General features: G+C 59.6%; 27 protein-coding genes and 4 pseudogenes. 6 read left to right on the top strand and 25 right to left on the bottom strand.

The window, feature by feature from the left end; all coding sequences use genetic code 11:
- Positions 1–15 precede the first annotated feature (15 nt).
- Positions 16–675, top strand: coding sequence for a TetR/AcrR family transcriptional regulator (locus BLU15_RS20725; RefSeq protein ID WP_089045975.1), 660 nt, complete (start codon positions 16–18; stop codon positions 673–675).
- 57 nt (positions 676–732) lie between these two features.
- Here BLU15_RS20725 and BLU15_RS20720 read toward each other — a convergent pair whose 3' ends face one another.
- The 3 genes from BLU15_RS20720 to BLU15_RS20710 form a co-directional block, all read right to left on the bottom strand.
- Positions 733–1719, bottom strand: coding sequence for a zinc-dependent alcohol dehydrogenase (locus tag BLU15_RS20720; RefSeq protein ID WP_090297666.1), 987 nt, complete (start codon positions 1717–1719; stop codon positions 733–735).
- A gap of 85 nt (positions 1720–1804) precedes the next feature.
- Complete coding sequence (locus BLU15_RS20715; protein WP_034801555.1) at positions 1805–2323, bottom strand: VOC family protein; 519 nt, start codon at positions 2321–2323, stop codon at positions 1805–1807.
- A gap of 329 nt (positions 2324–2652) precedes the next feature.
- Positions 2653–3171, bottom strand: coding sequence for a DUF6428 family protein (locus BLU15_RS20710; RefSeq protein WP_090297663.1), 519 nt, complete (start codon positions 3169–3171; stop codon positions 2653–2655).
- A 43-nt stretch (positions 3172–3214) separates the two neighbouring features.
- Between BLU15_RS20710 and BLU15_RS20705 the strand changes: the two genes are divergently transcribed.
- From BLU15_RS20705 to BLU15_RS20695, 3 genes and pseudogenes are all read left to right on the top strand, one after another.
- Complete coding sequence (locus BLU15_RS20705; protein ID WP_090297661.1) at positions 3215–3556, top strand: ArsR/SmtB family transcription factor; 342 nt, start codon at positions 3215–3217, stop codon at positions 3554–3556.
- A gap of 19 nt (positions 3557–3575) precedes the next feature.
- Positions 3576–4778, top strand: a complete 1203-nt coding sequence (arsK, locus tag BLU15_RS20700; RefSeq protein ID WP_090297659.1) for an arsenite efflux MFS transporter ArsK — start codon at positions 3576–3578, stop codon at positions 4776–4778.
- Between the two features lie 53 nt (positions 4779–4831).
- Positions 4832–5637, top strand: a pseudogene (locus BLU15_RS20695) (sulfite exporter TauE/SafE family protein).
- Between the two features lie 53 nt (positions 5638–5690).
- Here the strand turns inward: BLU15_RS20695 and BLU15_RS20690 are convergent.
- From BLU15_RS20690 to BLU15_RS20650, 9 genes are all read right to left on the bottom strand, one after another.
- On the bottom strand, positions 5691–6461 hold the full coding sequence (locus BLU15_RS20690; protein WP_090297839.1) for an SDR family NAD(P)-dependent oxidoreductase: 771 nt from the start codon (positions 6459–6461) through the stop codon (positions 5691–5693).
- 260 nt (positions 6462–6721) lie between these two features.
- Positions 6722–6913, bottom strand: coding sequence for a DUF6494 family protein (locus tag BLU15_RS20685; RefSeq protein WP_090297658.1), 192 nt, complete (start codon positions 6911–6913; stop codon positions 6722–6724).
- A 106-nt stretch (positions 6914–7019) separates the two neighbouring features.
- Positions 7020–7247: a GDCCVxC domain-containing (seleno)protein gene (locus BLU15_RS40050; protein WP_090297836.1), complete on the bottom strand. Its 228-nt coding sequence runs from the start codon at positions 7245–7247 to the stop codon at positions 7020–7022.
- 236 nt (positions 7248–7483) lie between these two features.
- The gene (gene arsH / locus BLU15_RS20675; protein WP_244546795.1) at positions 7484–8212 is read right to left on the bottom strand and encodes an arsenical resistance protein ArsH; all 729 of its coding nucleotides are present in this window, start codon (positions 8210–8212) and stop codon (positions 7484–7486) included.
- Positions 8187–8609 carry an arsenate reductase (glutaredoxin) gene (gene arsC / locus BLU15_RS20670; protein WP_176960318.1) on the bottom strand — a complete coding sequence of 141 codons (423 nt, stop codon included), beginning with the start codon at positions 8607–8609 and terminating at the stop codon, positions 8187–8189. Before arsC ends, arsH begins: the two co-directional genes overlap by 26 nt.
- Before the next feature lie 2 nt (positions 8610–8611).
- Entirely contained in the window at positions 8612–9670 is a 1059-nt protein-coding gene (gene arsB / locus BLU15_RS20665; RefSeq protein ID WP_090297652.1) for an ACR3 family arsenite efflux transporter, read from the bottom strand.
- Position 9671: 1 nt separating this feature from the next.
- The gene (locus tag BLU15_RS20660; RefSeq protein WP_090297650.1) at positions 9672–10199 is read right to left on the bottom strand and encodes an arsenate reductase ArsC; all 528 of its coding nucleotides are present in this window, start codon (positions 10197–10199) and stop codon (positions 9672–9674) included.
- A 15-nt stretch (positions 10200–10214) separates the two neighbouring features.
- Positions 10215–10655 (bottom strand): arsenic resistance N-acetyltransferase ArsN2, encoded by a 441-nt coding sequence (arsN2, locus tag BLU15_RS20655; protein ID WP_090297649.1) that lies wholly within the window; start codon positions 10653–10655, stop codon positions 10215–10217.
- Positions 10652–11005, bottom strand: coding sequence for an ArsR/SmtB family transcription factor (locus BLU15_RS20650; RefSeq protein ID WP_034801535.1), 354 nt, complete (start codon positions 11003–11005; stop codon positions 10652–10654). Before BLU15_RS20650 ends, arsN2 begins: the two co-directional genes overlap by 4 nt.
- 124 nt (positions 11006–11129) lie before the next feature.
- Here BLU15_RS20650 and BLU15_RS20645 point away from each other — a divergent pair.
- Positions 11130–11339: pseudogene (locus tag BLU15_RS20645) on the top strand (ABC transporter substrate-binding protein); the annotation flags it as partial.
- A 64-nt stretch (positions 11340–11403) separates the two neighbouring features.
- Here the strand turns inward: BLU15_RS20645 and BLU15_RS20640 are convergent.
- From BLU15_RS20640 to BLU15_RS20600, 9 genes are all read right to left on the bottom strand, one after another.
- On the bottom strand, positions 11404–12837 hold the full coding sequence (locus BLU15_RS20640) for an aldehyde dehydrogenase family protein (RefSeq protein ID WP_090297834.1): 1434 nt from the start codon (positions 12835–12837) through the stop codon (positions 11404–11406).
- Between the two features lie 12 nt (positions 12838–12849).
- The gene (locus BLU15_RS20635) at positions 12850–13986 is read right to left on the bottom strand and encodes a fumarylacetoacetate hydrolase family protein (RefSeq protein WP_090297646.1); all 1137 of its coding nucleotides are present in this window, start codon (positions 13984–13986) and stop codon (positions 12850–12852) included.
- Positions 13973–14872, bottom strand: coding sequence for an aldose 1-epimerase (locus BLU15_RS20630; protein ID WP_090297643.1), 900 nt, complete (start codon positions 14870–14872; stop codon positions 13973–13975). The genes BLU15_RS20635 and BLU15_RS20630 overlap by 14 nt, the downstream gene beginning before the upstream one ends.
- Positions 14873–15610: an SDR family oxidoreductase gene (locus tag BLU15_RS20625; protein ID WP_090297641.1), complete on the bottom strand. Its 738-nt coding sequence runs from the start codon at positions 15608–15610 to the stop codon at positions 14873–14875.
- A gap of 11 nt (positions 15611–15621) precedes the next feature.
- Positions 15622–16353: an ATP-binding cassette domain-containing protein gene (locus tag BLU15_RS20620; RefSeq protein ID WP_060520100.1), complete on the bottom strand. Its 732-nt coding sequence runs from the start codon at positions 16351–16353 to the stop codon at positions 15622–15624.
- A gap of 3 nt (positions 16354–16356) precedes the next feature.
- Positions 16357–17334, bottom strand: coding sequence for an ABC transporter permease (locus BLU15_RS20615; protein WP_090297831.1), 978 nt, complete (start codon positions 17332–17334; stop codon positions 16357–16359).
- Between the two features lie 146 nt (positions 17335–17480).
- Positions 17481–18461 carry a sugar ABC transporter substrate-binding protein gene (locus tag BLU15_RS20610; protein WP_090297638.1) on the bottom strand — a complete coding sequence of 327 codons (981 nt, stop codon included), beginning with the start codon at positions 18459–18461 and terminating at the stop codon, positions 17481–17483.
- A gap of 43 nt (positions 18462–18504) precedes the next feature.
- The gene (locus BLU15_RS20605) at positions 18505–19707 is read right to left on the bottom strand and encodes a mandelate racemase/muconate lactonizing enzyme family protein (RefSeq protein WP_090297635.1); all 1203 of its coding nucleotides are present in this window, start codon (positions 19705–19707) and stop codon (positions 18505–18507) included.
- An 11-nt stretch (positions 19708–19718) separates the two neighbouring features.
- Positions 19719–20441 carry a FadR/GntR family transcriptional regulator gene (locus tag BLU15_RS20600; protein WP_058330197.1) on the bottom strand — a complete coding sequence of 241 codons (723 nt, stop codon included), beginning with the start codon at positions 20439–20441 and terminating at the stop codon, positions 19719–19721.
- 110 nt (positions 20442–20551) lie between these two features.
- Here BLU15_RS20600 and BLU15_RS20595 point away from each other — a divergent pair, with 110 nt between their 5' ends.
- Positions 20552–21448, top strand: coding sequence for an SMP-30/gluconolactonase/LRE family protein (locus tag BLU15_RS20595; RefSeq protein WP_090297631.1), 897 nt, complete (start codon positions 20552–20554; stop codon positions 21446–21448).
- A 61-nt stretch (positions 21449–21509) separates the two neighbouring features.
- On the opposite strand, the pseudogene BLU15_RS40865 reads toward BLU15_RS20595, so the two are convergent.
- The 4 genes and pseudogenes from BLU15_RS40865 to BLU15_RS20575 all read right to left on the bottom strand — a co-directional run.
- Positions 21510–21581, bottom strand: a pseudogene (locus BLU15_RS40865) (transcriptional regulator); the annotation flags it as partial.
- Positions 21582–22435: 854 nt separating this feature from the next.
- A pseudogene (locus tag BLU15_RS20590) lies at positions 22436–22749 on the bottom strand (CBS domain-containing protein); the annotation flags it as partial.
- A gap of 224 nt (positions 22750–22973) precedes the next feature.
- Positions 22974–23198: a hypothetical protein gene (locus BLU15_RS20580; protein ID WP_060608598.1), complete on the bottom strand. Its 225-nt coding sequence runs from the start codon at positions 23196–23198 to the stop codon at positions 22974–22976.
- 341 nt (positions 23199–23539) lie between these two features.
- On the bottom strand, positions 23540–23722 hold the full coding sequence (locus BLU15_RS20575; protein WP_090297626.1) for a hypothetical protein: 183 nt from the start codon (positions 23720–23722) through the stop codon (positions 23540–23542).
- Between the last annotated feature and the right edge of the window lie 116 nt (positions 23723–23838).

Raw genomic sequence — 23838 nt, 5'->3', positions numbered from 1 at the left:
GACGGAGGAAGGGCTTTGAGCATCACGAACGAAGACACGGAAAAATCTGCCCGAAAGCCACGCATCAGAGACGCCGAGGCAACGAAGGCGCGCATTCTGGACGCGGCCAAGAAAGAGTTTGCGAAGAATGGCTTGGGAGGCGCGCGGGTCGACGTGATCGCCGAGAAGGCCAACGCCAACAAGCGGATGATATACCACTATTTCGAGAGCAAGGAGCGGCTGTTCCAGACCGTTCTCGAAGATGCCTATATCGACATCCGAACGGCTGAACAAAAACTCAAGCTCGACGACCTGGAACCGAAGGCGGCGCTTGCCAAACTCGTCCAGTTCACCTGGGAATATTACCTGAAGAACCCGGAGTTCATCACGCTGGTCAACAGCGAGAACCTTCACCGCGCGAAGCATTTGAAGAAGTCCGAGGTCATCAAGGCCGCCAGCCGCAAGTTCGTCAACATGGTCGGCGACATTCTCGAACGCGGCGCGGCACAGGGCGTGTTTCGGTCGGGCGTCGACCCTGTGCAGCTCAACATCACCATTGCAGCGATCGGCTATTACTACCTGACCAACCGTTTCACCGGATCGATCATTTTCGAACGTGATCTCATGGCCAAGGAAGCGATTGACGAACGACTGCAGTTCAACGTCGACACCATCATGCGCCTGGTATGTGCCTAACGCGTCGCGCCAGGCACATACACGAACGATAGCCGGGCATATCGGCCCGGCGCTTGGCTAGGCCCAATCGATAACGATGAACGGCTGCTCAATCGCGCGCCGCGCAATGTCCGAATAGAGTGACGCGGGATCGTCTGGCGTCACGTGGCGGATCAGGCCCTCAACCGCTATCAGGCCTTCAGACAGCCATTCGAGCGCGCGCGAGAAGCCACCGAAGACGCTATGCGGTGCATTGTTGTACCCTTCGAGCAGTTCTTCCCAAACGAAGTCGCGACCGAGCATCGGAACCTCCCATTCCCAGCCTGAGCGCAGCGTCACCAGGTTGAAGAAGACTGCCTGCATGAGTTCGTGCGCAGAAAATTCGGTCGCCCGCCTCCAGGGAACACCAACCATGACGACTTCACCAAGCTTGCGGACAAGACGGCAAGCATCGATGATGGCACCCTCATGACCTGAACAATCGACGACGAGGGCGACTTTTCCGGTCAGGTCCGATGCGTCGCCTATAGACGCTCGGCAATCCGCAATTCCGCTTCGACCGGCCTGAGCGCGCCTGACCGGATCCGGATCGACCACCGTCACGCGATAGCCGCCGATCGCAAAGAGGTGCGCAGCCAGGAAGCCAACCGGCCCCGCCCCCGAAACGACCACGCGGTCACCCGGACGCGCCTTCGTCGTCATCAGGCTCGTCATCGACACCCCCATCAAGCGGGCGAGAACGGCGCGATCCGGGGACAATCCATCCGGCAACGCCAGAGTGTGTCGGGCATCGTGGGTCTGCGTGGAACGATGCTGCCCCATTGCAAAGCGCCGGTTACCGACGCTGACGCCATCGACATCCTCTCCGATCTCGGTCACCTCGAAGACAGCCGCATAGCCCGGCCGGATGGGAAACACGTCACCGTTGGCCCAGCCAAGCTCCGTGCCCTGACTGATCAGAGTACAGAGCGTTCGCCCACGGATCTGACCGGGCAGTAGCGCACCGTCTTCGTAGTTGCCGAGCACAAATGTCTGCTTTGTGCTTATCAGGATTTCTTGAGGCACGGCTTTCCTTTCCGGCTTTTGGCCAGGGGTTCTCATGTCTGTGATTTTGATTGGCCGCTTGAGATGCAGCGACTACGGCCGGGAGTCAGCTGCCGCTGACGGGCGACCACTGCCGAGGACCGCCAGCGCTTTCGTATCCGAGCGGTCCCGGCATGCTGACGATCTCCAAAAACTGCCCCCAGGGAGCTTTGAGATAGAGCCAGGTAAGCCCGGCCATCGCGCCGCTTTCGACAAGAGTCGGCCCTTCAAGCAAATCGACGCCGGCGGCACGAAGCCGCTCTGCCGCGCGTTCGCAGTCGTCAACCTCGAAGGCTAAGTGAAAGCCACCGGTCTGGCTGTTGCGCTTCAGCGGCTCTTCCTCGCCGGTCTCGCCGGAGTACTGGAATATCTCGAGGTTCGTGCCGTTCCCGACCCTTAGAACCTTGATGTTCTCTATCCGTCTGCCCGAGGGAACACCGAGGCGCCGAAGCATGAACGCGTCGTCAGCTTCCACTTTGCCTGTTTCAAGGCACGTCACCGCTCCGAAGATCACCTCGAAAAAGCGGACAGCCTCTTCGAGGTTCGGCACAGTGAACCCCACATGCTGCATCCCGTAAATCTTCACTTGAACCTCCCAATTCGCAAGAACATTCGTCACACAATTATGTAACTAGTTAGTTATTTTTGAGTCAAGACATCAAGAGATGGGAGGTCGAATGCGATGGCGTGGAAAAGGCCCGAATTGTTGAGAGGATATCGACCGCGACAGTACCGGCCACATGACCTGAGCTCTCGGTTTTTCAGCGAAGGGGCACGCTCGCGGTGATGCTGCGGCGATGTTCGGGCGGTGGGCTGTTCACAGCCGGCGAATGCGGCGGCAGAACTCAGCTTCCGGCGGGCGCCCCTGAGAGCGCCTCGCTGCCGACGGCATCTCGTTTGGGGATGGTTCCCACCTCAGCCACAGCATTTGGAAGCGGATGAACTACAGCACGAGGCTTCCGTAGCGGCTTTCTCGGCCAACCAGCGGTCCCGAGGCTTGCAGCTCGCAGGCCGTGGCGTCAACGCGACCTGGAGAGTGTCGTCTTCCGCGACAGGAGCGTTCGCGCAGAACAACTGCATCGGCCGGACGCCATCGCTCACTTCGAAGGTCAGCTTTGCGGAGCCGTCGAGACGAACGTGTTCGGAAACCTTGCGGACGATGGCCGAGAACTTCCCGGCCGTCATATGGGTCCGCTCGCCCTCCTCGATGTCCCACAGCTGCACGAAAATCTCCGACCAGGCTTCCGGATTTGCCCCGCAATCAAGCGCGGAGAACTGGCCAGCCTTGACCTCGGTCACGTGATAGCCGGGCTTCACGGGCTTTCCGTCATACAGGAAGACCAAGGGCAGGTCCGGTGTCTCTGCGGCTCTGCCGAGCAACTCCCCAAGCGAGATATCGGTTTTGTCGGATTGGCTATTGTCGATCGCGCCCATTTGTGGCTATCCTCAATTTCAATGATTCAAGGATTATTGAAATATGGATGATCGTCAAGCCCTCTCCTCCTTCGCCGCGCTTTCACAGGAAACCCGACTTTCCATCGTGAGGACCCTGGTCATCGCCGGCCCTGAAGGTCTGGCCGCCGGCGCGATTGCCGAACGCATGGGCGTCTCTCCATCAAACGTCTCGTTCCACCTCAAGGAACTCGAAAGATCAGGCCTCATCTCCCAACGCCGGGAGTCCCGCTCGATCGTCTATAACGCAAGTTACGACACGCTGGCCGATCTGGTGACTTTCCTGATGGAAGACTGCTGCGCGGGGCATCCCGGCATCCGCGGGTCCGTCGAGCGATCCGCCAGTTGCTGTTCGAGCAAAGCATAGCCCGTCAAGGAACACGTCATTGCATACGATCAAGGTTCCGGCGGGCATCGTCTCCGCTCTCGGTGTCACGCAGATCATCGGTTACGGCACTCTCTACTATTCCTTCAGCATCCTCGCACCCGGAATGGCCAAAGACCTTGGCATCAGCCTGGAGCGGGTCTTCGCCGTCTTCTCGGTCTCGCTGTTCATCGGCGGCCTGTCTGCTCCGTTCATCGGCAGGCACATGGACAAGATCGGTGCGGCAACGGTGATGACGCTGGGGTCGGCCCTTGCGGCGTTAACGCTGGTGCTTTGTGCATGGTCGCCGTCTGTGTCGCTCTTTGTCCTTGCGATTGTCCTCCTCGAAGTGTCCTCCGGGATGGTCCAGTATCAGGCGGCCTTCGCAACACTGGTCGAAAGCGAACCTCGCACCGCGTCCCGCAGCATCACCTATCTGACACTCATCGGCGGCTTTGCCTCCACCATCTTCTGGCCGATCGCCGCGACACTGACCGGATATCTGACCTGGCGGGAAATCTATCTGGTGTTCGCCGTCCTGAACCTAATCGTCTGCATGCCCCTACACTACTGGATCATGCGTGCCGGAAGGCTGAGTTCCAAAACGGACGAGACAAGAACCCGCGAGGTCGTTGCCGGCGCTCTCGAACCCCAGGCGCGTCGCCGTGGCATGCTGCTGGTCTCCTTTGCCTTCTCTCTTTCGGGCTTCACCCTCGCCGCGATCCTTGCCCACATGGTGCCGATGCTCGGCGCGATCGGACTTGGCAGTGCGGCGGTCGTGATCGGTTCCTTGTTTGGTCCGGCCCAGGTCATGAGCCGCCTGATCAACATGGTCTTCGGAAAGAGCCTGTCGCCGCCCGCGCTTGCGATTGTCTCTGCCGCTCTCATGGTCAGTGGCGCGGTAATACTCGGGGTGTCAGGTGATTGGCTGCCAGGTGCGGTGGCTTTCGCCATCTGTCTTGGTCTTGGGTCGGGGATCAACAGCATCGCTCAGGGGAGCTTGCCCCTCTATCTCTTCGGGTCCGCTGGCTATGGCGCGATCACGGGCAAGATGGCTGCGGCAAGGTTGGCGACTGGCGCGGCCGCCCCGTTTGCGTTCGCGGCCGCTATGAACCACGTCGGAACAACCATCTCGCTTTTCGTCATCGCCGCGTTGGGTACGCTTGGAATCCTGGCGTTCGTGGCTGTCGCTTTATCGGTGCGTCGCGACCGCGTTGCCCGATAATGGAGGAGCGTACATAAGTGTCCGCGGATCACCGCCATGAAAGCCGAGCCTCCGTGAACACTCAGATCAAATCCACGACGTCACGCAGTCATCCGGCCGTTTTCGGCGGCAGAGCCACCATCGGCGCACTCGGCGGGTTGATAGGGCTTGAAGGGGCAGAATTCCGTCTGCCGCTGCTCATCGGCGCATTCAATTTCGCGGGCCTCGAGGCGGTGATCCTGAACAAGGCAATGAGCCTTGTCGTCGTGTCCTCCGCCCTGCTTTTTCGAGCTGGCACGATCCCTTTCAGTCAGATCGCATCGAATTGGCCGATCGTACTGAACCATCTTGCAGGAAGCCTGATCGGTGCCTGGTTCGGCGCAGGATGGGCACACGGTTGAAATCTGAGACCCTCTACAGGGTGATATCCGTTCTTCTTGTCGCGATCGCCGTCGTGCTGGTGCTTGGCCACGGCACCTCGGCGGGTCAACCGCTTCTGACCGGAAACTGGCAGATTGTCGCCGGAATATCCGCCGGCTTCGTGATCGGCATCGTTGTGTCGCTGCTGGGCGTCGCCGGGGGCGAGTTGCTCATTCCGACGTTGGTTCTGCTCTTCGGCGCGGACATCAAGCTCGCCGGTAGCCTCTCACTGGCGGTGAGCCTTCCCACAATGCTGGTGGGCTTTACCCGCTACAGCCGCGACCAGAGCTTTTCGGTTCTGGGTCGCAACAGGGTGTTCGTCCTCATCATGGCCGCGGGATCGGTGGTGGGGACGTTTGTCGGCGGTCTACTCCTCGGCATTGTCCCGAATTCGATCCTCCTTCCCGCACTCGCCGTGATCTTGTTGCTGTCAGCCGTGAAGGTCTGGCGGCACGGCTGACAGGATTTCTTCCCTGGATCATTGACGCGCTTTTCGAGTTCGGCCCCGTGGCCTCAGGCGACGGACCATCCGCCGTCCACCAGCAGGTTCGCGCCGGTGATCAGGCTCGCAGCCGGCGATGCAAGGAAGACCACGGCACCCACCACATCATCGGTTTCCCCGATCCGGCCGAGTGGAATGTGATCGACCGTCGCTTTGCGATTTTCGGCATCGGATAAAAACGGTGCTGTACCATCCGTGTGGATGAATGTCGGCGATACGGTGTTTACGGTGACATTATAGCGTGCCCATTCGGCTGCAAGGCAGCGCGTGAGGTGATTAATTGCCGCCTTACTCATGCAATAGATTGCCTCACCGCGCAGTGCGACCGTACCGGCCTGTGAGCTAATGCTGATGATCCGGCCACCATTTCGCGCGATCATGTGACGGCCCACTGCCTGTGTCATCAGGAAGGTGCCCTTGATGTTGACATCGAGTATCTCGTCAAGGTCCTTCTCCTCAACGAGTTCCGCAAGATTGCCCGGGGCCACGCCGACATTGTTGACGAGGACGTCGATCCGACCGAATGCAGAAACCGCCGCGTCGACGGCTTGTGCGATATGGGCCTTGTTGGGAATGTCCAGTTCAACAGGGAGAACCTTTCGTCCCGCGCCCTCGATTTCGGCGATCAGGCCCGCGGACGCTGCGACATCGCGGACCCCCAAGACAATATCTGAACCTGCTGCAGCACAGGCAAGTGCGCAAGCACGTCCAATGCCACGGCTCGCGCCCGTCACCAAAGTCACCTTGCCCTCAAGGCTGAAATCCGGCGCACTCTTCCGCATCATTGCCTCCCTCGATGAAGCTCAATTATTGCAGCGTCGGGGTGCGGATGCCAGTTGTTCTGCTCATGTCGCGCACGTGAAGTCCGTCCGACGAACGTCATGCTCGTCGAGAACGATCTTCTGGCAGAGGTGCGCGGGCTCTAGGCTTGGCTCGGTGGGGAGATAGAAGCTTCCGGCTTAGTGCGGGCGCGATGCCTGACCGATCTTGGTCTCATTGATGAGTATCGGCCTGGGCGTTTCGATCCATGCTTTCGCCAGACCTATGGAAGGTCGATCTCACCGTTCACCACGTGGTTGAGACCAGTGCCCTCCGCCGTCAGCGTCATGCGCACCTTCAGCTTCTCGCCGCCGAACTGCCCCTCGCGCACGGCCTCTTCGATCTTACGCTGCGAGGTGACACCGACTTCTTTCAGGAACTTGCGGATCGACATGTTGAAGGCGTCTTCGCTCATCGTGGAACTCCTCGGCGTCCGTGAGGGAGCAGCGTGGGCGCTTGTCTATCGCCCGGAATGCGCCGGCATAGCCCGATGGGATGTCAGCCTTGCCTCTCATCCCACGTTAGGAACCGACGCAACAACTTGCGGCTCCGTTGTTATGTTTGGCCTCCTGGATTGGCGGGCAAGGCACGTCGCCAAAGGAACAGAACACACAGCAGTCCCCGGATTCTGGCCGGAGCATCATACCGCATCCATTGCAATCATAGAAAAACTGACAGGCGTCGGTGGGCATCGTTTCCGTAGCCCGCTGGCCGCAATTGGGACAGGTGAGGGTTGATCGAAGCTGTATGGTCACACTTTGTGCCTCGGCAACGAATGCTTTCAGATGACGCCCGTCATCCATTGCTAAATAGCCTATTGGAAATATCGCCTCGTGCATAGTTTTGCGTCATGAGCGCTAGGTCAGTCTTTCGAAAGGCTGCAATGGGCCGCCATAAGCGGACAAGGCGTTGGTTCGCTTTGGCCAAACAGCGGCCATTGCGAGTGCAAGATGGCCGCTATCGGAACATTGCCGATGGCCTTTGACTAAATCGATCTCAGTGACACCCGCTTCTCCAACTCGGCCGCGTGCTCCTTCCGCTCGCTGTAGCGGTCTGTAAGGTGGGCCGAGGCGTCCCGTGTCAGCAGCGTGAACTTCACCAGTTCCTCGCAGACATCCACGACGCGGTCGTAGTAGGACGACGGCTTCATGCGGCCGTCGGCGTCGAACTCCTGGTAGGCCTTGGCGACCGACGACTGGTTGGGGATCGTGATCATCCGCATCCAGCGGCCGAGCACGCGCATCTGGTTCAGGGCGTTGAAGGACTGGCTGCCGCCGGAGACTTCCATGATCGCCAGCGTCTTGCCTTGCGTCGGCCGGATCGATCCCAGCGACAGGGGAATCCAGTCGATCTGGGCCTTCATGATGCCCGTCATCGCGCCGTGGCGCTCGGGGCTAACCCAGACTTGGCCTTCCGACCATTGCGACAGGTCGCGCAGCTCCTGCACTTTCGGATGGCTGACCGGCGCCTCGTCGGGAAGCGGCAGCCCCCTCGGATCGAACATCCGCACCTCGCACCCCAACCGCTCGAGAAGGCGTCTGGCTTCGTGCGCGAGCAGCCGACTGTAGGAAACCTCCCGGAGCGAGCCGTAGAGGATCAGGATGCGCGGCTTGTGCGCCGAGAACGCCGGACGCAACGCGTCGATGTCAGGTTGGCGAAGATGCCGCTCCTGCAAGGCGGGAAAAGTCTCAGACAACGCGCTTGCCCTCCTGATCGAGGACCTGCTCGCCGTCTTCCTTGAAGAAGGCACCCTTGAAGGCATCCGGCAGGATGTCGAGCACCGCCTCGGAGGGTCGCGCAAGCCTGGTGCCGAGTGGCGTGACGACGAACGGACGATTGATGAGGATCGGGTCCTTCAGCATCGCGTCGAGCAGCTGGTCGTCCGTCAGCTTCGGGTCGTCGAGACCCAGTACCGCGTAAGGCGTGCCGTTCTCGCGGATCGCCTGTCGGACGGTCAATCCGGCATCGGAGATCATCCTTGCCAACTCGTCGCGCGACGGCGGTGACTTGAGATACTCGATGATATCAGGTTCGATCCCGGCTGCGCGGATCATCTCCAGCGTGTTGCGGGACGTGCCGCAGGCGGGGTTGTGATAGATGGTGGCGTCCATTGTCATGTCCTTTCAGTGATGGTGTTCCGGGAGACAGCGGGAGCTGCATCGTACCAGCCCTTGGTGCGGTTCACGGCCCAGACGACCGTGAGCATCACGGGAACTTCGATGAGCACGCCGACGACGGTTGCCAGCGCAGCACCTGACTGGAAGCCGAACAGGCTGATGGCCGCGGCAACCGCAAGTTCGAAGAAGTTGCTGGCTCCGATCAGTGCTGAAGGCCCGGCAACGCAATGGCGCTCGCCCGACATCCGGTTCAGGAGATAGGCCAGGCCTGAGTTGAAATAGACCTGGATCAGGATGGGCACGGCCAGCAGCGCGATGATCGTCGGCTGTGCGATGATCTGCTCGCCCTGGAAGCCAAAGAGGAGAACGAGCGTCGCGAGCAGGGCGAGGAGCGAAAGCGGCTGCAGTTTCGTCAGCATGGCGTCTAGCGCGTTCGCCGTGCCATCGGCGGTCAGCCGCGCTCTCAGGACCTGAGCGATGATGACCGGGACGACGATATAAAGGACGACCGACAGAACGAGCGTGTCCCACGGTACGGTGATAGCCGACAGTCCGAGAAGCAGTCCGACGATCGGCGCGAAGGCGACGACCATGATCGCATCGTTGAGTGCCACCTGAGACAGCGTGAACAGCGGCGCGCCGCGCGTCAGGTTGCTCCAGACGAACACCATCGCGGTACAGGGGGCGGCCGCGAGGATGATGAGGCCAGCGATATAGGAGTCGATCTGGTCGGCCGGCAGATAAGGACGGAACAGCCAGCCCACGAACAGCCAGCCGAGCAGCGCCATGGAGAACGGTTTGATGGCCCAGTTGATGAATAGGGTCACGCCGATGCCACGCCAATACGTGCTGACCTGCGCCAACGAGCGGAAGTCGATCTTGATGAGCATCGGGATGATCATCAGCCAGATCAGAATGGCGACGGGCAAGTTCACTTTCGCGACCTCTGCCGCACCGATGACCTGGAAAACACCGGGCATCAGATGACCGAGGGCGACGCCGACGATGATACAAAGGAAGACCCAGATGGTGAGGTAGCGTTCGAACGTAGACATTTCACTCGACCTTTGCGGACTTGACGGAAGCGCCTTGGAGCGAACCGATCTGACGGACGTGCTGCTCGAGCGCCAGGTGGTCGATGGAGGCCAGAGGCAGATTGATGAAGGCCATGATGCGGTTCTTGAGGAAGCGAGCGGCCTGCGCGAAGGCGCGCTGGATTTCGACCTCGGAGCCGACAACCGCAGCCGGGTCTTCGACGCCCCAATGCGCCGTCATCGGATGCCCGATCCATACCGGGCAGGCCTCGCCGTGCGCGCTGTCACAGACGGTAAAGATGAAGTCCATTTCGGGCGCGCCTGGCTGTGCGAAAACGTCCCAGCTCTTCGACGAGAAGCCGGTCGCCGGATAGCCGAGGACGTCCAGTTCCTTCAGGGCATGTGGATTGACTTCGCCCTTGGGCTGGCTGCCAGCGGAAAACGCCCGGAAGCGCCCGCCGCCTTCCTTGTTGAGGATGGATTCGGCGAGAATAGAACGAGCGGAATTGCCCGTGCACAAGAAGAGCACGTTGTAAGTCTTGTCGGTCATGGTCGTGTTCCGTGGTTAAATCGGAGGTCTGTCGAGTTTCATGATCGTTGCCGATGCCGGGCAGATGCCCGACAGTTGACGGGTTGCGAGAACGGCGGGCGGCACATCGGCCCGCTCGACCACAACGAAGCCAAGGCTTTCAAAGAACGGTGCGGCGGAGGTTGTCGCCAGGAAGACTTCCGAGCTCACATTGACGGTCTTCAGGGTTTCCCTGGTCAGCGATTTTCCAAGCGCCTTGCCACGATGCTCGGGCAAGATGACTATCGACCTGAGAAGCACGTCGTCGCCGCACGCCTCGATGCCAGCATAGCCAACCGTGCCGCGATCTGAGGAAACCGCCCTGAAAAACGAGCGCCCAGTGTCTTCGAGGTCTTCGGTTGGAAGACCGGAAGCCGACAGCGCCAGTTTCAGTTCGGGATCGCTCCCCGTGACTGGCTCCAGCCTGATGTCGCTCATGACAGCTTCACCTCGGGAGCACAGCAGGGTGTGAGTTCTGCGATGAGCGGCGCGCAGAGTTCCGCCGAGCCGCCGCAGCAGTCTTTCAGCAGGAAGAGGGTCAGGTCGCGCAGCCCCTGAAGGTCCGCCCGATAGATGATCGAACGGCTCTGCCGCTCGCTTGAAACCAGGCCCGCACGCGACAGCGTCGCAAGGTGCGCCGACATGGTGTTTTGCGGCACATCGAGAAGCCGGGCGAGTTCGCCCGCAGGAATGCCATCGGGTTCGTGTCGGACGAGAAGTCGAAACGTCTCGAGCCTGGTAGACTGGGCGAGTGCGGCAAGCGCCGCGATTGCTGTATTGCTATCCATATATCCAGAATAACGGATATGATTTTCGTGTCAACCTCCGTCGGCTTTGTTGAGTGCCAGAAAACTTGGCGGATCGAAATCCGCCAAGGCCCCCTCTCGATTTCACGCCGACTCAGAACCGCCATCGGCTCCCGTTCTTGCCGAAGAATGGAGCGCCTCGTCGGACGCCAGAACCTGGACGTTCAAAATCCGCAAAGGCGTGCAGTTCCACAACGGCAAGACCCTGACGCCCGACGACGTTGTCGCGAACATAGAGCGGCATTCGGATGAGAGCGCACTTGCGCCCAGGCAAACAAAATTGCCTTCCGACGTTGAGAAATCCGTGTCGCCCTGACGCACAAACGAAACGCTTCGCCCACGGCCAAGCCGCCGAATTGCTTTATGGCAGCAAGGACCAGTCAGCTAAGCGTGTAGGCCGTCTTGACGGTGGTGTAGAACTCGGCGGCGTAGCGCCCCTGCTCGCGCGAGCCGTGGGACGAGCCCTTGCGGCCGCCGAAGGGCACGTGGAAATCGACGCCCGCAGTCGGCAGGTTGACCATCACGATGCCGGCTTCGGCATTGCGCTTGAAATGGGTCGCGTGCTTGAGGCTGGTGGTGGCAATGCCCGAGGACAGACCGAAGGGCGTGTCGTTGGCGACAGTGAGCGCCTCATCGTAGTCCTTGACGCGGATGACGGACGCGACCGGCCCGAAGATCTCTTCCCGAGAAATGCGCATCGCGTTCGTCGCTTCGGTAAACAGCGCCGGCTGCAGGTAGAAGCCGGGCGTGTCGCGCTTCAGAAGCTCGCCGCCGAAGGCAAGCTTTGCGCCTTCCTGGCGGCCGATGGCGATATAGTCGGTGTCCTGGTTGAGCTGGCTCTCATCGACCACCGGACCGATCTGGGTGCCGGCCTTCAAGGCGTCGTCGATCACAAGCCCCTTCATCCGTTCGCCCATGGCCGCCACGAAGCGATCATGAATGCCCTTGGTGACGATGAGGCGCGAAGATGCCGTGCAACGCTGGCCGGTCGAGAAGAAGGCGGAGTTGACCGCGGCTTCCACTGCAACATTGAGGTCGGCGTCATCGAGCACGACGAAGGGGTTCTTGCCGCCCATTTCCAGCTGGTATTTGCGATTGTGTTCGACCGAGGCCAGCGCCACGCGTTTTCCCGTGCCGGTCGAGCCGGTGAAGGTGATGGCGTGAATGTCCGGACTGTCGAGCATCGCCTGGCCGACGACCGAGCCCTTGCCCATGACGAGGTTCAAGACACCCTTCGGCAGGCCGGCGCGGTGAAGAATGTCGACGATCGCCCAGGAACTGCCGGGCACCAGTTCGGCCGGCTTGAAGACGACGGTGTTGCCGTAGCAAAGCGCCGGCGCGATCTTCCAGGCGGGAATGGCGATCGGGAAGTTCCAGGGCGTGATGATGCCGACGACACCGACCGGCTCGCGGGTGATCTCGACGCCGATATTGGGTCTTGCCGACGGCAGCACCTCGCCCGCCAACCGCAGGCACTCGCCGGCGAAGAAGTCGAAGATCTGGCCGGCGCGCACCGTCTCGCCGATGCCTTCGGCCAATGTCTTGCCTTCCTCACGCGACAAGAGCTTCCCGAGTTCGTCCTTGCGGGCAAGGATCTCGTCGGCGGTCTTCCTCAGGATCGCGTGGCGCTCGAGAATACCCGAGCGCGACCAGGCCGGAAACGCCGCCTTGGCGGCAGCGATCGCTGCGCGCGCATCCTCGGCTGACGCGCGGGCGTATTCGCCGACCACGTCGTTGGTATCGGACGGGTTGATGTTGGCAACCCCGTCACCGCCGACCCATTCGCCGGCTATCAGGTTCTGGTGCAAAGTCATGGTCGGTTCCATTCAGATCAGCTGCCGTGCGGCGAGATTGCGCATCAGGTGCGATGCGCCAAAAGTCCAGGGACTGCACTCGGTTGACAATCGCACCGTGTTCAACAGGGATCCCAGCTGGGCGTTTGAGATTGTCACGACATCCCCGAGCTTGTGCGTAAAGCCCTGACCCGGGACGTCACGATCTTCGACGGGCGCAAACAGCGTGCCCATGAACAACATGAAGCCATCGGGATACTGGTGATGGGTGCCGATCGTCTGCGATACCAGATCGAGTGGATCGCGACTGATCTCCTTCATCGAGCTCCTGCCCTTCAGTACATAGCCATCCTCGCCTTCTATACGCAGATCGAGGTCGGCATGGCGCACGTCGTCGATCGTGTAGCTCTCGTCGAACAGCCGAATGAACGGCCCTAGCGCGCAGGAGGCATTGTTGTCCTTCGCTTTGCCAAGCAAAAGCGCCGAACGGCCTTCAACGTCGCGCAAGTTCACATCGTTGCCGAGTGTCGCTCCTTTTACCCGGCCTTTGCTGTCCACAGTCAGCACGATCTCCGGCTCGGGGTTGTTCCATCTCGATATCGGGTGCAGACCTACCTCGTCTCCATACCCAACCCCCGACATGACCTGCCCTTTGGTGAAGACTTCGGCGTCAGGACCGATTCCGACTTCGAGGTATTGCGACCAGACGCCCTCCTCGATCAAGGCCTCCTTGACCTTGGCCGCCTCCGGGGACCCGGCCTTGAGGTCGCGCAGGCTGTCGCCGACAAGCACCGTCACGCGTTCACGGATCTTGGAGGCGAGGTCTGGGTTTCCTGCGGCACGCTCCTCGATTACCCGTTCAAGCATCGAGCGTGCGAATGTCACGCCGCAGGCTTTGATGGCCTGAAGGTCACATGGTGCGAGTAGCCGGGGCGCCTCGGAGGCCCTAGGTGCCACTGAGAGGACCTCGGTCAGCGCGCAAATCGCCCTTCCCTGTCGTGCCCGCACGAACTCGACAGGATCATCCATCTCTAAGAGATCGCGCATTGTTGGCGCTTCTTTTGTGGTGATGTCGAACACCACACCGGCCCGGACTGTCACCAGGATGGGCCCCTTTTCTTCCGACAGCCACACGCGACCAACGAAGGTGCCATTCTTATCGAGTTCCATATGCTTCTTCCCATTCCAAAGTCATCGAACCAGTCAGCTCCTGGCCATCTTCAAGTATCCTCAGGCCTGGCCCGCCCGCGAGGTTATGTGCGTCCACCGGGTGGGAAACCGGTTCAAAGCAAAAGAAGTCCGCATCTGCGTTCGGGGTATAAAGCAGCGCATAGCCGAGATTATCGGAGGCCGAAATCCTGACGGAGGCCGCGCCGTCTCCTTGCATGATGACCGCCTCTCCAGCCCACCCGCCGAAAGCGTTGTTGATCCACTGGTCGGGCAACGCCCGCCCGTCGCCGAAATTCCAGTCTGGAACTTCGCAAAGCTTTCGGCGACCTGTCGGCAAGTGTTCTCTGTCCTCCAGCCAGACCTCCGCGGCGCTAAATTGCAGTCGAGTCCCCACATTTCGCGGAAACCACGGGTGGAATCCGATGCCAAAGGGGAGTGGTTGTCCCGACATGTTGTGAACCGTGAGCTTTATGTCGAGTTTTTCGGGCCAAAGAGTGAAGACCTGCCTTGCCCGATAGCGAAATGGGCCGATCGCCCCATCGCATTCCAGTTCGACGGTCTCGCCGTTGCGAGCAAGCAATCGCCAGCACCGCTGAAAGCCGTCCCCGTGTATAGGGAATGGCTGGCCGGCAAGGTTAGGTGGAATGGGATGAAAAGCGCCGTCATGTTCGAAGCCGCCGCGTGAGATGCGGTTGGAGAATGGAACAAGCACATTACAGCCCAGTTCAAAGGGACCATCTTCCACTCGGCCATTCCACGGCCTGAGCACCGGAATCCACTCGGCTGATGGATGCCTCACATCAAGGCGTCCGATCCCGCCGCCAAGCGCCGGGATTAGCTGCAAGCGAGCCTTGCTGTTCTCGACATCGATCCGCTCGACAACCATCTACCAACCGCCGTCGATGGCAAAGTTCTGTCCAGTGATCATGTCCGAAGCGGATGAGACGAGGAAGTAAACGAGTTCCGCGACGTCCTCGGGCTTAACACGTGATTTCAGGCATTGCCGCTCGAGGACCCAGTCGTTGTATTCCTGTAGCCGATCGGCAAATACCCGGTTCTCTGCTTCAGAAACCACCGCTCCGGGCGAAATCGCGTTGACGTTGATCCCGAACGGTCCAAGTTCGCGGGCCAACGATTTCGTCAGCCCGATCATTGCGCCCTTCGATGCGACATAGGGCACATAGCCGTCCCACTGGCCATTGAGCGTAATGGAAGCAAAGTTGAGGATCTTGCCGCGTCCTTTGCGTTTCATCAGGTCGGCACAGGCTCGAACGGCTGCAAACGCAGCCGACGAGTTGACGCGGATCTGGTCCTCGTACTGCGCCAAGCTGAACTCCTGGAACGGCTTATTGATTATGAGGGCGGCATTGTTGATCAGAATGTCGATGCCGCCTGAGGCTTCGGCCTCCAACCGGATGAGATCCTCGGTTTTCGCGAGGTCGTTCAGATCGCATCCGAGAAAGCGCGCGTTTTCGCCGAGATTTTCCGTCAGATCTACCTGGAGGCCAGGACGGTCGAGTACGATGACAGTGGCGCCTTCCGCTGTGAGTTTACGGGCCTGCGCTCGACCGAGTGTGCCAAGGCCGCCCGTGACAAGCGCCACTTTTCCCTGAAGTGGTTTCATCTGCGTTCCCCTCAAAGTACGGACTGGACTTCGTCGATCGACGTCTCGCTGACACGCTTGTCGAGCACAATCTGCCCACGCGCCATGGCGACCACCCGGTCACAGGATTCGAAGACGTGATGCATGTTATGACTGATGAAGATGCCGGTAACATTCTGTTCCTTCAACGAACGAACGAAACCGATGACCTTGTTTGTTTCCTTGACCGACAAGTGGTTCGTCGGTTCGTCAAGGATCATCACCTTCGACTTGAAATGCATGGCACGGGCGATCGCCACCCCCTGGCGTTGCCCGCCTGAGAGTTCACCGACCAAGGCGTCAGGTGAGCGCAGATGAAGATCGACGTCTGCGATGGCCTGGACGCTTTCCTCGCGCATCTTGCGCAAATCCAGAACCCCGAGACCGAAGAGCGAATATTTCACCGGCTCGCGACCAATAAACAGGTTGCGCGCGATAGACATGGTCGGGACCATGGAGTTGTACTGATAGATGGTCTCGATCCCGAGCCGCATGGAGTCGCGCGGGCTCGATATGGCAGCCTCTTTTCCCTCGACGAAGATGCTGCCCTCGTCCTGTTTCTGGACGCCGGAAAGGATGTTGATGAGTGTGGACTTGCCGGCGCCGTTGTCGCCGATCAGTCCAACGGCCTCATTGCGTGCGAATTCGACTGAGACGCCTCTCAGAGCATGAACGCCTGAGTACCATTTGTGCAGATTCCGGACGGATACGATAGGACCGTTCATGGCTCAGACCTCCACCTTGATCGATTTTGCCCGCCTTCGAAGCCACGAGTTGGCGACGACCGCGAAGATCGTCAGCGAGCCGATCGCAAATTTGAACCAATTGGCGTCGACCTGACTGAGGATGAGACCGTTGTCGATCACGCGAATGAGAATGACGCCAATGATGCCGCCGAAGACGGCCCCAACACCGCCATTGAGCGCGGTACCACCAATGACAGCCGCGGCAACCGCTTGGAGTTCCATGCCCTCGCCGATCGAAGGCAGCGGCGACCCGAGGCGAAGCACCTGAATGAGCCCGGCAAAGCCGCTCAGCACCGAGCAAAGAATGAAGCAAGCTATTTTGACGCGCGCAGTCGGGATCCCAAGGGCATCGGCAGCCGGTAGGAAACCGCCGGTCGCTCTGATCCAGTTGCCGAAATTTGTCCGGCTAAGGAGCAGCGACACCAGAACGGCAATGACCAGGAACCAGATGAACGACATACGAAACAATTGGCCCGGCCCAACAAAACTGGTGAAGAGCCACGTGGGAAGATCGGCCGGCAAGAGCGGCGGAAAGCCCCCCGAGATGACGACCGTAAGCGATCTGGCCACAAACATCATGCCAAGCGTAGTAATAAAGCTTGGGATCGCAAAACGGATGGTCAAATAGCCGTTCAGCAGTCCTATCGCTACACAAACGAGAAGGCCCGCGACCAGTGCCATCGGGAACGAGATCCCACTGGCCATCAAGACGGCCATCGTCATCGGCATCAGCGCGAAAACGGCGCCGACAGAAAGATCGAATTCTCCGCAGATCATCAAAACAGTGACACCGATGGCAACCAGCGCCATCTCCGGGAGGATCCCAAAGAAGCCTCGCAGGTTTTCAAAGCTCAAGAAGACGCCTCCCGATCGGATCTGGAAGAGAACTACGAGCAGAAAGAGGAGAAGGAGCGCCGCGAGTTCCGGCTTCTCCATGTAGATTTTCAGCATTCTTTTCATCGCATGCTCCCGTGCGGCAGGGCAGCCCATTTCGCGGGCCTGCCGGCCAAATTCATTGCTTTGCGCGCCGTGTTCGACGCGCAAAGCACATGCTTCCATCAACAGGCTCTTTCTGCGAAAACCCTCCGATTTTCGCAGAAACGCGTCTACCGCAGGCCCTGTGCTGAAAGGTCCATGATGTTGTCGGCATCAGCCGGGCGGACGATCCCCTGCCCCGTATCGACGTCAGCCGGGGCGAGGCCAAAATTCTTGGCAAGATAGACCTGCATTACAGGCATGAAGCCTTGCATGTATGGCTGCTGATCGACCTGGACCTGAACATAGCCCGTCTGCATTTGTTGGACGACTTCGGGCACCAGATCGAAGCCACCCAGAAGCACCTGACCTGGCGCGACCCCACGATCCTTCAAAACTCTTGCCACCGCGGCATGCCAGAATCCGGTATCGAAATAGGCGGTGGTGTCGGGATGCGCATTGAGATAGGCGCCGACACGATCTGATGTCACGGCAAGGTCCGTGCCACTGTCGATCCGTTCCCAGGACACTTCTCGACCGGGGTTCGCGGCCTTGAATTCCGTAAGGAAATCCATGACGCCCTGCCCGCGTGCCTCCGACCAGTTCTGGCCGGGCGCGGAAATTCCGACCAACACTTTGATCGGTCCCTCCTTCGGAAAATTCTCGGACATGGCCTTCCCAAGGGAGTATCCGGCGCGCCGGAAACCCTGTCCGACGAAAGCAACCCGCGCGTTTCCTTTCGCCCCCTCGCTGTCGTCGACGTTGACGCCGATGACCTCCACGCCGTCCTTGGTGGCCCGAGCGATGACGTCATCAAAGGCCTTGTCATCGACGATGGAGGTCAGAAGGGCGTCAGGCTTGCTCGCCAGCGCAGCTTCCATATTCGAGAGTTGCTGCTCAACCGAGCCCTCTGTCTGGGTAAACACCATCTGGCAACTTGCGCCGATCTTCTCGCAGGCGTCATCGTAACCCTTTTTGACCGCTTGCCAGAATGTGTTTGAAGCCGACGAATGATGCGTGAAGACGATCTTCAACGGTTCCGCCGACGCGCCAAGCGCGGTCGAACCAAAAAGCGCCAACCCCAATGCACTCCCAATCAATACTGTTCGCATGCTTGCTCCTCCTTAAGCTGCAGAATTGCGAAAGAACCCGGTCTTAGTCCCCGCTCGAAGTTCGACGGGACACCGTAAATGCCTTTTCGAGGTCGGGATTAAGCTCCATGCCGAGACCGGCCCCCGGCGGAACCGTGATCATCCCGTTTCGAACTTCCGGAAGCGCGGTAACGAGGTCGCGATACCAGGTCTTGTAGAAGGCCCGCACGCTCTCCTGGACCAGCGCGTTGGGCGCGTTCAGTGACAGATGCGTCGATGCGCAAAGAACGACGGGACCTGTACAGTCGTGGGGGGCCACCGGAAGGTGCCACGCCTCCGCCATCGCCGCGATCTTGCGCGCCTCCGACAAGCCGCCACACCAGCTGATATCCAGCATGACCACGCCAGCGGCGTCGGTCTCCAGGAGGTCTCGGAAAGCCCACCTCGAACCCAATGTTTCCGATGCGGAGATCGGTGCAGGCGAGACGGCTGCATAACGCTTGAGGCTGGAGAGGCTGTCCATCTTGATGGGATCCTCGTGCCAGAACGTCTGGTACGGTGCGAGCGCCTTGGCAATCTGCATTGCCGGCAAGAGCTGCCACATCGAGTGGAACTCGACCATGATGTCCATGCGATCGCCAACGGCCTCGCGGATCTTCTGGAATGGCACCAGTGCCGATTTCAGGTCGGGCATCGAAATATACTGACCACGCGACTTTTCCGCCGCGATATCAAACGGCCAAATCTTCATCGCCGTAATGCCCTCTTCCAAGAGGGACAGAGCCAGTTCGTCGGCGCGATGCAGGAAGCCGTTGAGGTCGTCGTAGTTGCGGGCGCCGGCGGACGACAGATCGTAGTTTGCGGTCGTTTGACCGGTTGCCTTCTTGATGTACTCCGTGCCCGCACAGGTGTTGTAGGTGCGGATTTCATTGCGGCTGAAGCCGCCGAGCAACTGTGCGATCGGCTGGCCCGTCGCCTTTCCGAAGATATCCCAGAGCGCAATGTCGAATGCCGAATTTCCACGCACCTCGGCGCCGGACGAGCGAAACCCGAGATAACCGACGAGATCGGATGCGAGAAGATCGATCTGCAGCGGGTTTCGCCCGATGACACGAGGGGCGACGTACTCGTGGATGTAGGTCTCGACTGTTTCTGCGCCGAAGAAGGTTTCTCCGAGCCCCGTCAACCCCTCGTCGGTATGGACCAGCAGCCAAAGCAGGTTCGGCCGTTCCGCGATGCGGACCGTCTCAAGTCTCGTAATTTTCATCAGGTTTTCCCCTATGCGATTCCAGCCGCGAGCAGTGCTTTTGCGCTTTCGTCGAAATGGCGGGCCATGAGCTGGCTGGCGGCTTGGGGGTCGCCAGCCAGAATTGCTCCGGCCAAGTCGATATGTATCTGGTTCATGGCGTGCCGGTCGGCGTCGGACGCGCGGCTGCGCCACCCGATCGGCCAGGTCTGGCGGGAGACCCCCTGGAATGCGCCGACAATGATCGAGAAGATCGGGTTCTTGGAGGCGCGAGCAATCTCCAGGTGAAAGGCGAGATCACTCTCCATAACCTTGTCCGCATCCGCGAAATTTGTCTCCATCGCTCTTGCATGGGCAAGGATGGTGTGGGCTTCCGCGTCGCTTCGACGAAGCGCAGCCAGCGTCGATGTCCGCATTTCTATGGTTCGGCGTACATCATAGACCTGGTTGATGTTGATCTGGGCCGTATGCACACCATGCTCGATCATCAAGGACATTGCACCGTGGTCGAGTTGGGCCACCGTGGCACGCTTTCCGACATTGAGATCAATCAGCCGCATGGTCGCAAGCGACCTGAAAGCTTCACGCACCACCGACCGGGACACGCTGAGTTCCTTCGATAGGGTGGCCTCGCTCGGCAGTCGATCGCCCGGACCAAGTTCGTTCTCCCGAATGTGCTGGGTGATAGCGCCGATCGCGGTGCTGACGAGATTGCCTCCTGCAAACTGTTCTTCGTCAACTGGAGTTAAACTCATTTTCGTCTCCCAGTTTGGTAAAACCTGTCGGACAGGTTGAATTGAACCGAGTCATAGTTTATGGATAAGCTGTGTGTCAAGAACCAATTTGAGGACAGCTCGGAGGGCTTATGAAAATCGAAGTTGACGTGGCATTCGCGGCGGAAAACATCGTTGGCGAGAGTGCGGTCTGGGATGATCGAACGCACAAGCTTTGCTGGGTCGACATTGTCGGAAAATCGATCCACCGGCTCTGCCCGAGGACCGGCAATCATGAAAAGTGGAGGTTCCAGGACCTCGTCACATCAATTGGCCTTCGCGACGACGGCGGCGCTATCGTCGGATTGCGGAAATCCATCGCCTTATGGGAGTTTGGAGGCGAGCTCCGTCTCGTGGCGGAAGTCGAGCCCGACGTGCCGGGCAACCGATTGAATGAAGGTGTCGTTGCACCGGATGGGGCCTTCTGGGTAGGCACGATGCAAGACAACATCGCTGCCGATGGCACGCCGATCGCGATGTCTGCAAAGACCGGGAGGCTCTACCGCTACGCGCGAGGAAAATTATGTCCGGTTTCCGAGGATCGGTTTGGTATTACCAATACCCTGATCTGGACCGACGATAGTCGGCTCATCACGGCGGATACCGAAGACAACGCGATCTACAGCTATTCTCTCGACGCCCACGCCATAGTGTTGAACGACAGGCAAACGATACTTTCTGGTTTTCAACGTGGTCTGCCGGACGGCTCCTGTGTGGATGCTGAAGGCTTCATCTGGAATTGCCGCGTCGCCGGCGGCGGATGTGTGGTCCGATTTGCACCCGATGGTAGGATAGATCGCGTTGTCGACCTACCGTGTTCATGGCCGACCAGCTGCACCTTTGGCGGTTCGCGGTTCGAAACCCTATTTGTTACGTCGGCGCGCTTCACGATGGGCGTCGAGCATCTTGCCCGCAACCAACATGAAGGTGCGGTCTTCGCGCTGCAGCCGGGCGCCCACGGTGTGCCAACAAATCGTTTCGGGCGATGAGATGGAACACCTTCATTGGACTTAACGCCGCCTCGCTCTATCGCCAATGAGCCCCCGCACCTCAACTGCCAGGTCGCGCCAGCGATCTGGCAATGTCGATGATGTCGTCGCGAGACGCGGTTGGATCCTCCTCCAGTCCGCGGATGATCTCTGACGTCGAGCCGCTTCTGACCTGCAGTTCCACACCTGGAAACTTTCGGCCGATGCAGGTGAGGAAGCCCGGAAGCACGCCGGTGGTCGAGGCTCAGGTTTGAGGACACGCTCCTCATGACAGCACCACCGCGCCCAAGCGTTCAAATAACCCGAGCTCTTCAACAGCGGCGACAGAATAGCCAGAAGCGTTGCTGACGTGGCCATGGGTACGCCGGCGGCTGCGATGCGGTCGAGCGATCTGGCTAGGTCCGAATACGGGACAACGGCAGCGTGAAAGAGCGGCAAACAGGTCGCGACCATCGCGGCGATCCGATCGTGGCTGCGATCCTGAGTCGAAAGGCGGTATGCCTCCACGAGGCTTCCCTCCATTCCGTCAAGCACGCCACGCATAGTAGCGTCACCACAAGACTTGTAGGCTGGAAGGAAGCTCAAGGCTTCAAGTCCGAGTGAGAAAATAATCCGTTCGTGGAACGGTTTATCCGGCTGTTCTTAGCGGAAGTCGGGCTCACAGAGCCCCGGGCTTTCCTGCCGATATAGTTGCGACCAGGTCAAGTCTCTCAGTAGCTAAGCATTTTGGCACCGATCAGTCATCCGAAAGAGGAATTGAGGGGCCACGGAAAAGCTTTAGTTTGGTGGACATGAACGCTACCACCGACCCGATCTGATGGCGTTCATGCATCTCCCTTTGAGCCTCAGCCAAGCCGCTCGAGGCTTTCTTTTTGCATAGCTACCATTATAGGTTCCTGCTAATTGTTCGATGCCACCCAAACACGGCGTTGAAAGCCCGCCTTGACAGATTTGAACCCGACGAACTCTTATCGGCGGCAACTCTGTTCAAATCTCCCGAAAAGGTCCTCCAAGATAGGGCCGCCGTTCCAGTTCAGCGGATTGTGGGACTGCCCGAGGCGAAGCAGGTCCTTGCGGGCGACAAGGCCGACCAAAGTCCCGGATATCGGATCGGTGATGGGAATTCTCGCAGTATCGGTCGCAATCATGATATCCGCGATGGGGCGAACTGTGTCGTCGGGATACCCGATCGGAATCGAAGTGTCCGATACTTTGTCTGCCAGAGTCCCAAGTTCCGGATTTCGCTGCCATCGAAGCGCATCCGCGCGCAAAACCATTCCGAGAAGCGCGCCCACCGCGTCAAAGCACCGGTTAGGTCCGGTGTGCCCTATCCGCCGTGGCGAAAGGAGCGCCTGGCGCTCGGCTTGCTTGGATGTGGCCACGTCTCAGACCAGCGTTCAAAGCAAAACCACTTGGGCGGTCCTTTACCGATGGCGAAGCCGAAGCCGCCCCATTTTTGCAGGCCGGGTGTTCGCAGAGGTGTACACAAGGGCCTTCGGTCGCCTTTTTGGTGTGCCCTCGTCGCTCATGTCCGGTTGCTCGCTTCGCGGTCGGGGCGAGGACGCCAGCCGCGGGTAAAACCAACACTCATCGAGCCTTCAGCCAAAACAAGCTGCTGGCGAAGGTGCCGGCAATCGTCCAGCAAAGTGCGGATCGTGGCGTCTTTGTCGCCCTCGTGCCACGCAACGGCGGCCGCGGCTTCGTCCGCCACCTCTTCTTCATTCTCGATTTGTCCCTGAGGGGCGGGCATGTCTTCTCCTTCTCCGGTTTGCACCAGAGTTTGTTCAGTCTTCAGTTTTCAGGTTGGCGGCCGCATCCCCGTGAATGTTCTTATAATGTTCTGGTTAATCGGAAGAGTCAACGCCCAGAAATCGGGAGTGATCGATGCAACGGCAGGCTTGCCGCCGCCGAACCATCACCACAATGACCCCGTCATTCTCGACGAGGCCACCGAGTGCGCTATGCGCAGGGCCTCCACTGCGGGGGACGATATGGAGCCCCGCCGATACCACAGGGGGTGTGGTCGTCGGCATAGCAGAAACGTCCAAAGTGCCAGGCAGTTCCCAAAACAGATAAACGTTCCCGAAGGATCTAGGTCGCCACGCCAGTGACGGGGTTCACCTCCGGTTTTTCACTCGTATCCTTGGCGCCAGGAGGTTGGACGGCTGGCGGTGCGATCGACTCCTCGTCGCGGTGCTTTCTGTGATCAGCGGGTTGATGGATGTCTTTCGGCTTCGCCTGCTCAGGCTTTGCATTGGTATCCTTGGTGGCCATTTAGGTACTCCTTTCGGAACGACAACGGGCAGGAGTGTCACGAGTTCCTCATCGGCGACCGCGTGGTCTCATGCGCGGGTAAGAACGCTATGCATCTGAGTGATATTGCGAGGCGT

Origin of the sequence: Ensifer sp. YR511 (assembly GCF_900103045.1) — a bacterium.
GTDB classification, from domain to species: domain Bacteria; phylum Pseudomonadota; class Alphaproteobacteria; order Rhizobiales; family Rhizobiaceae; genus Ensifer; species Ensifer adhaerens.
This window is presented reverse-complemented; position numbering and strand designations above follow the sequence as displayed.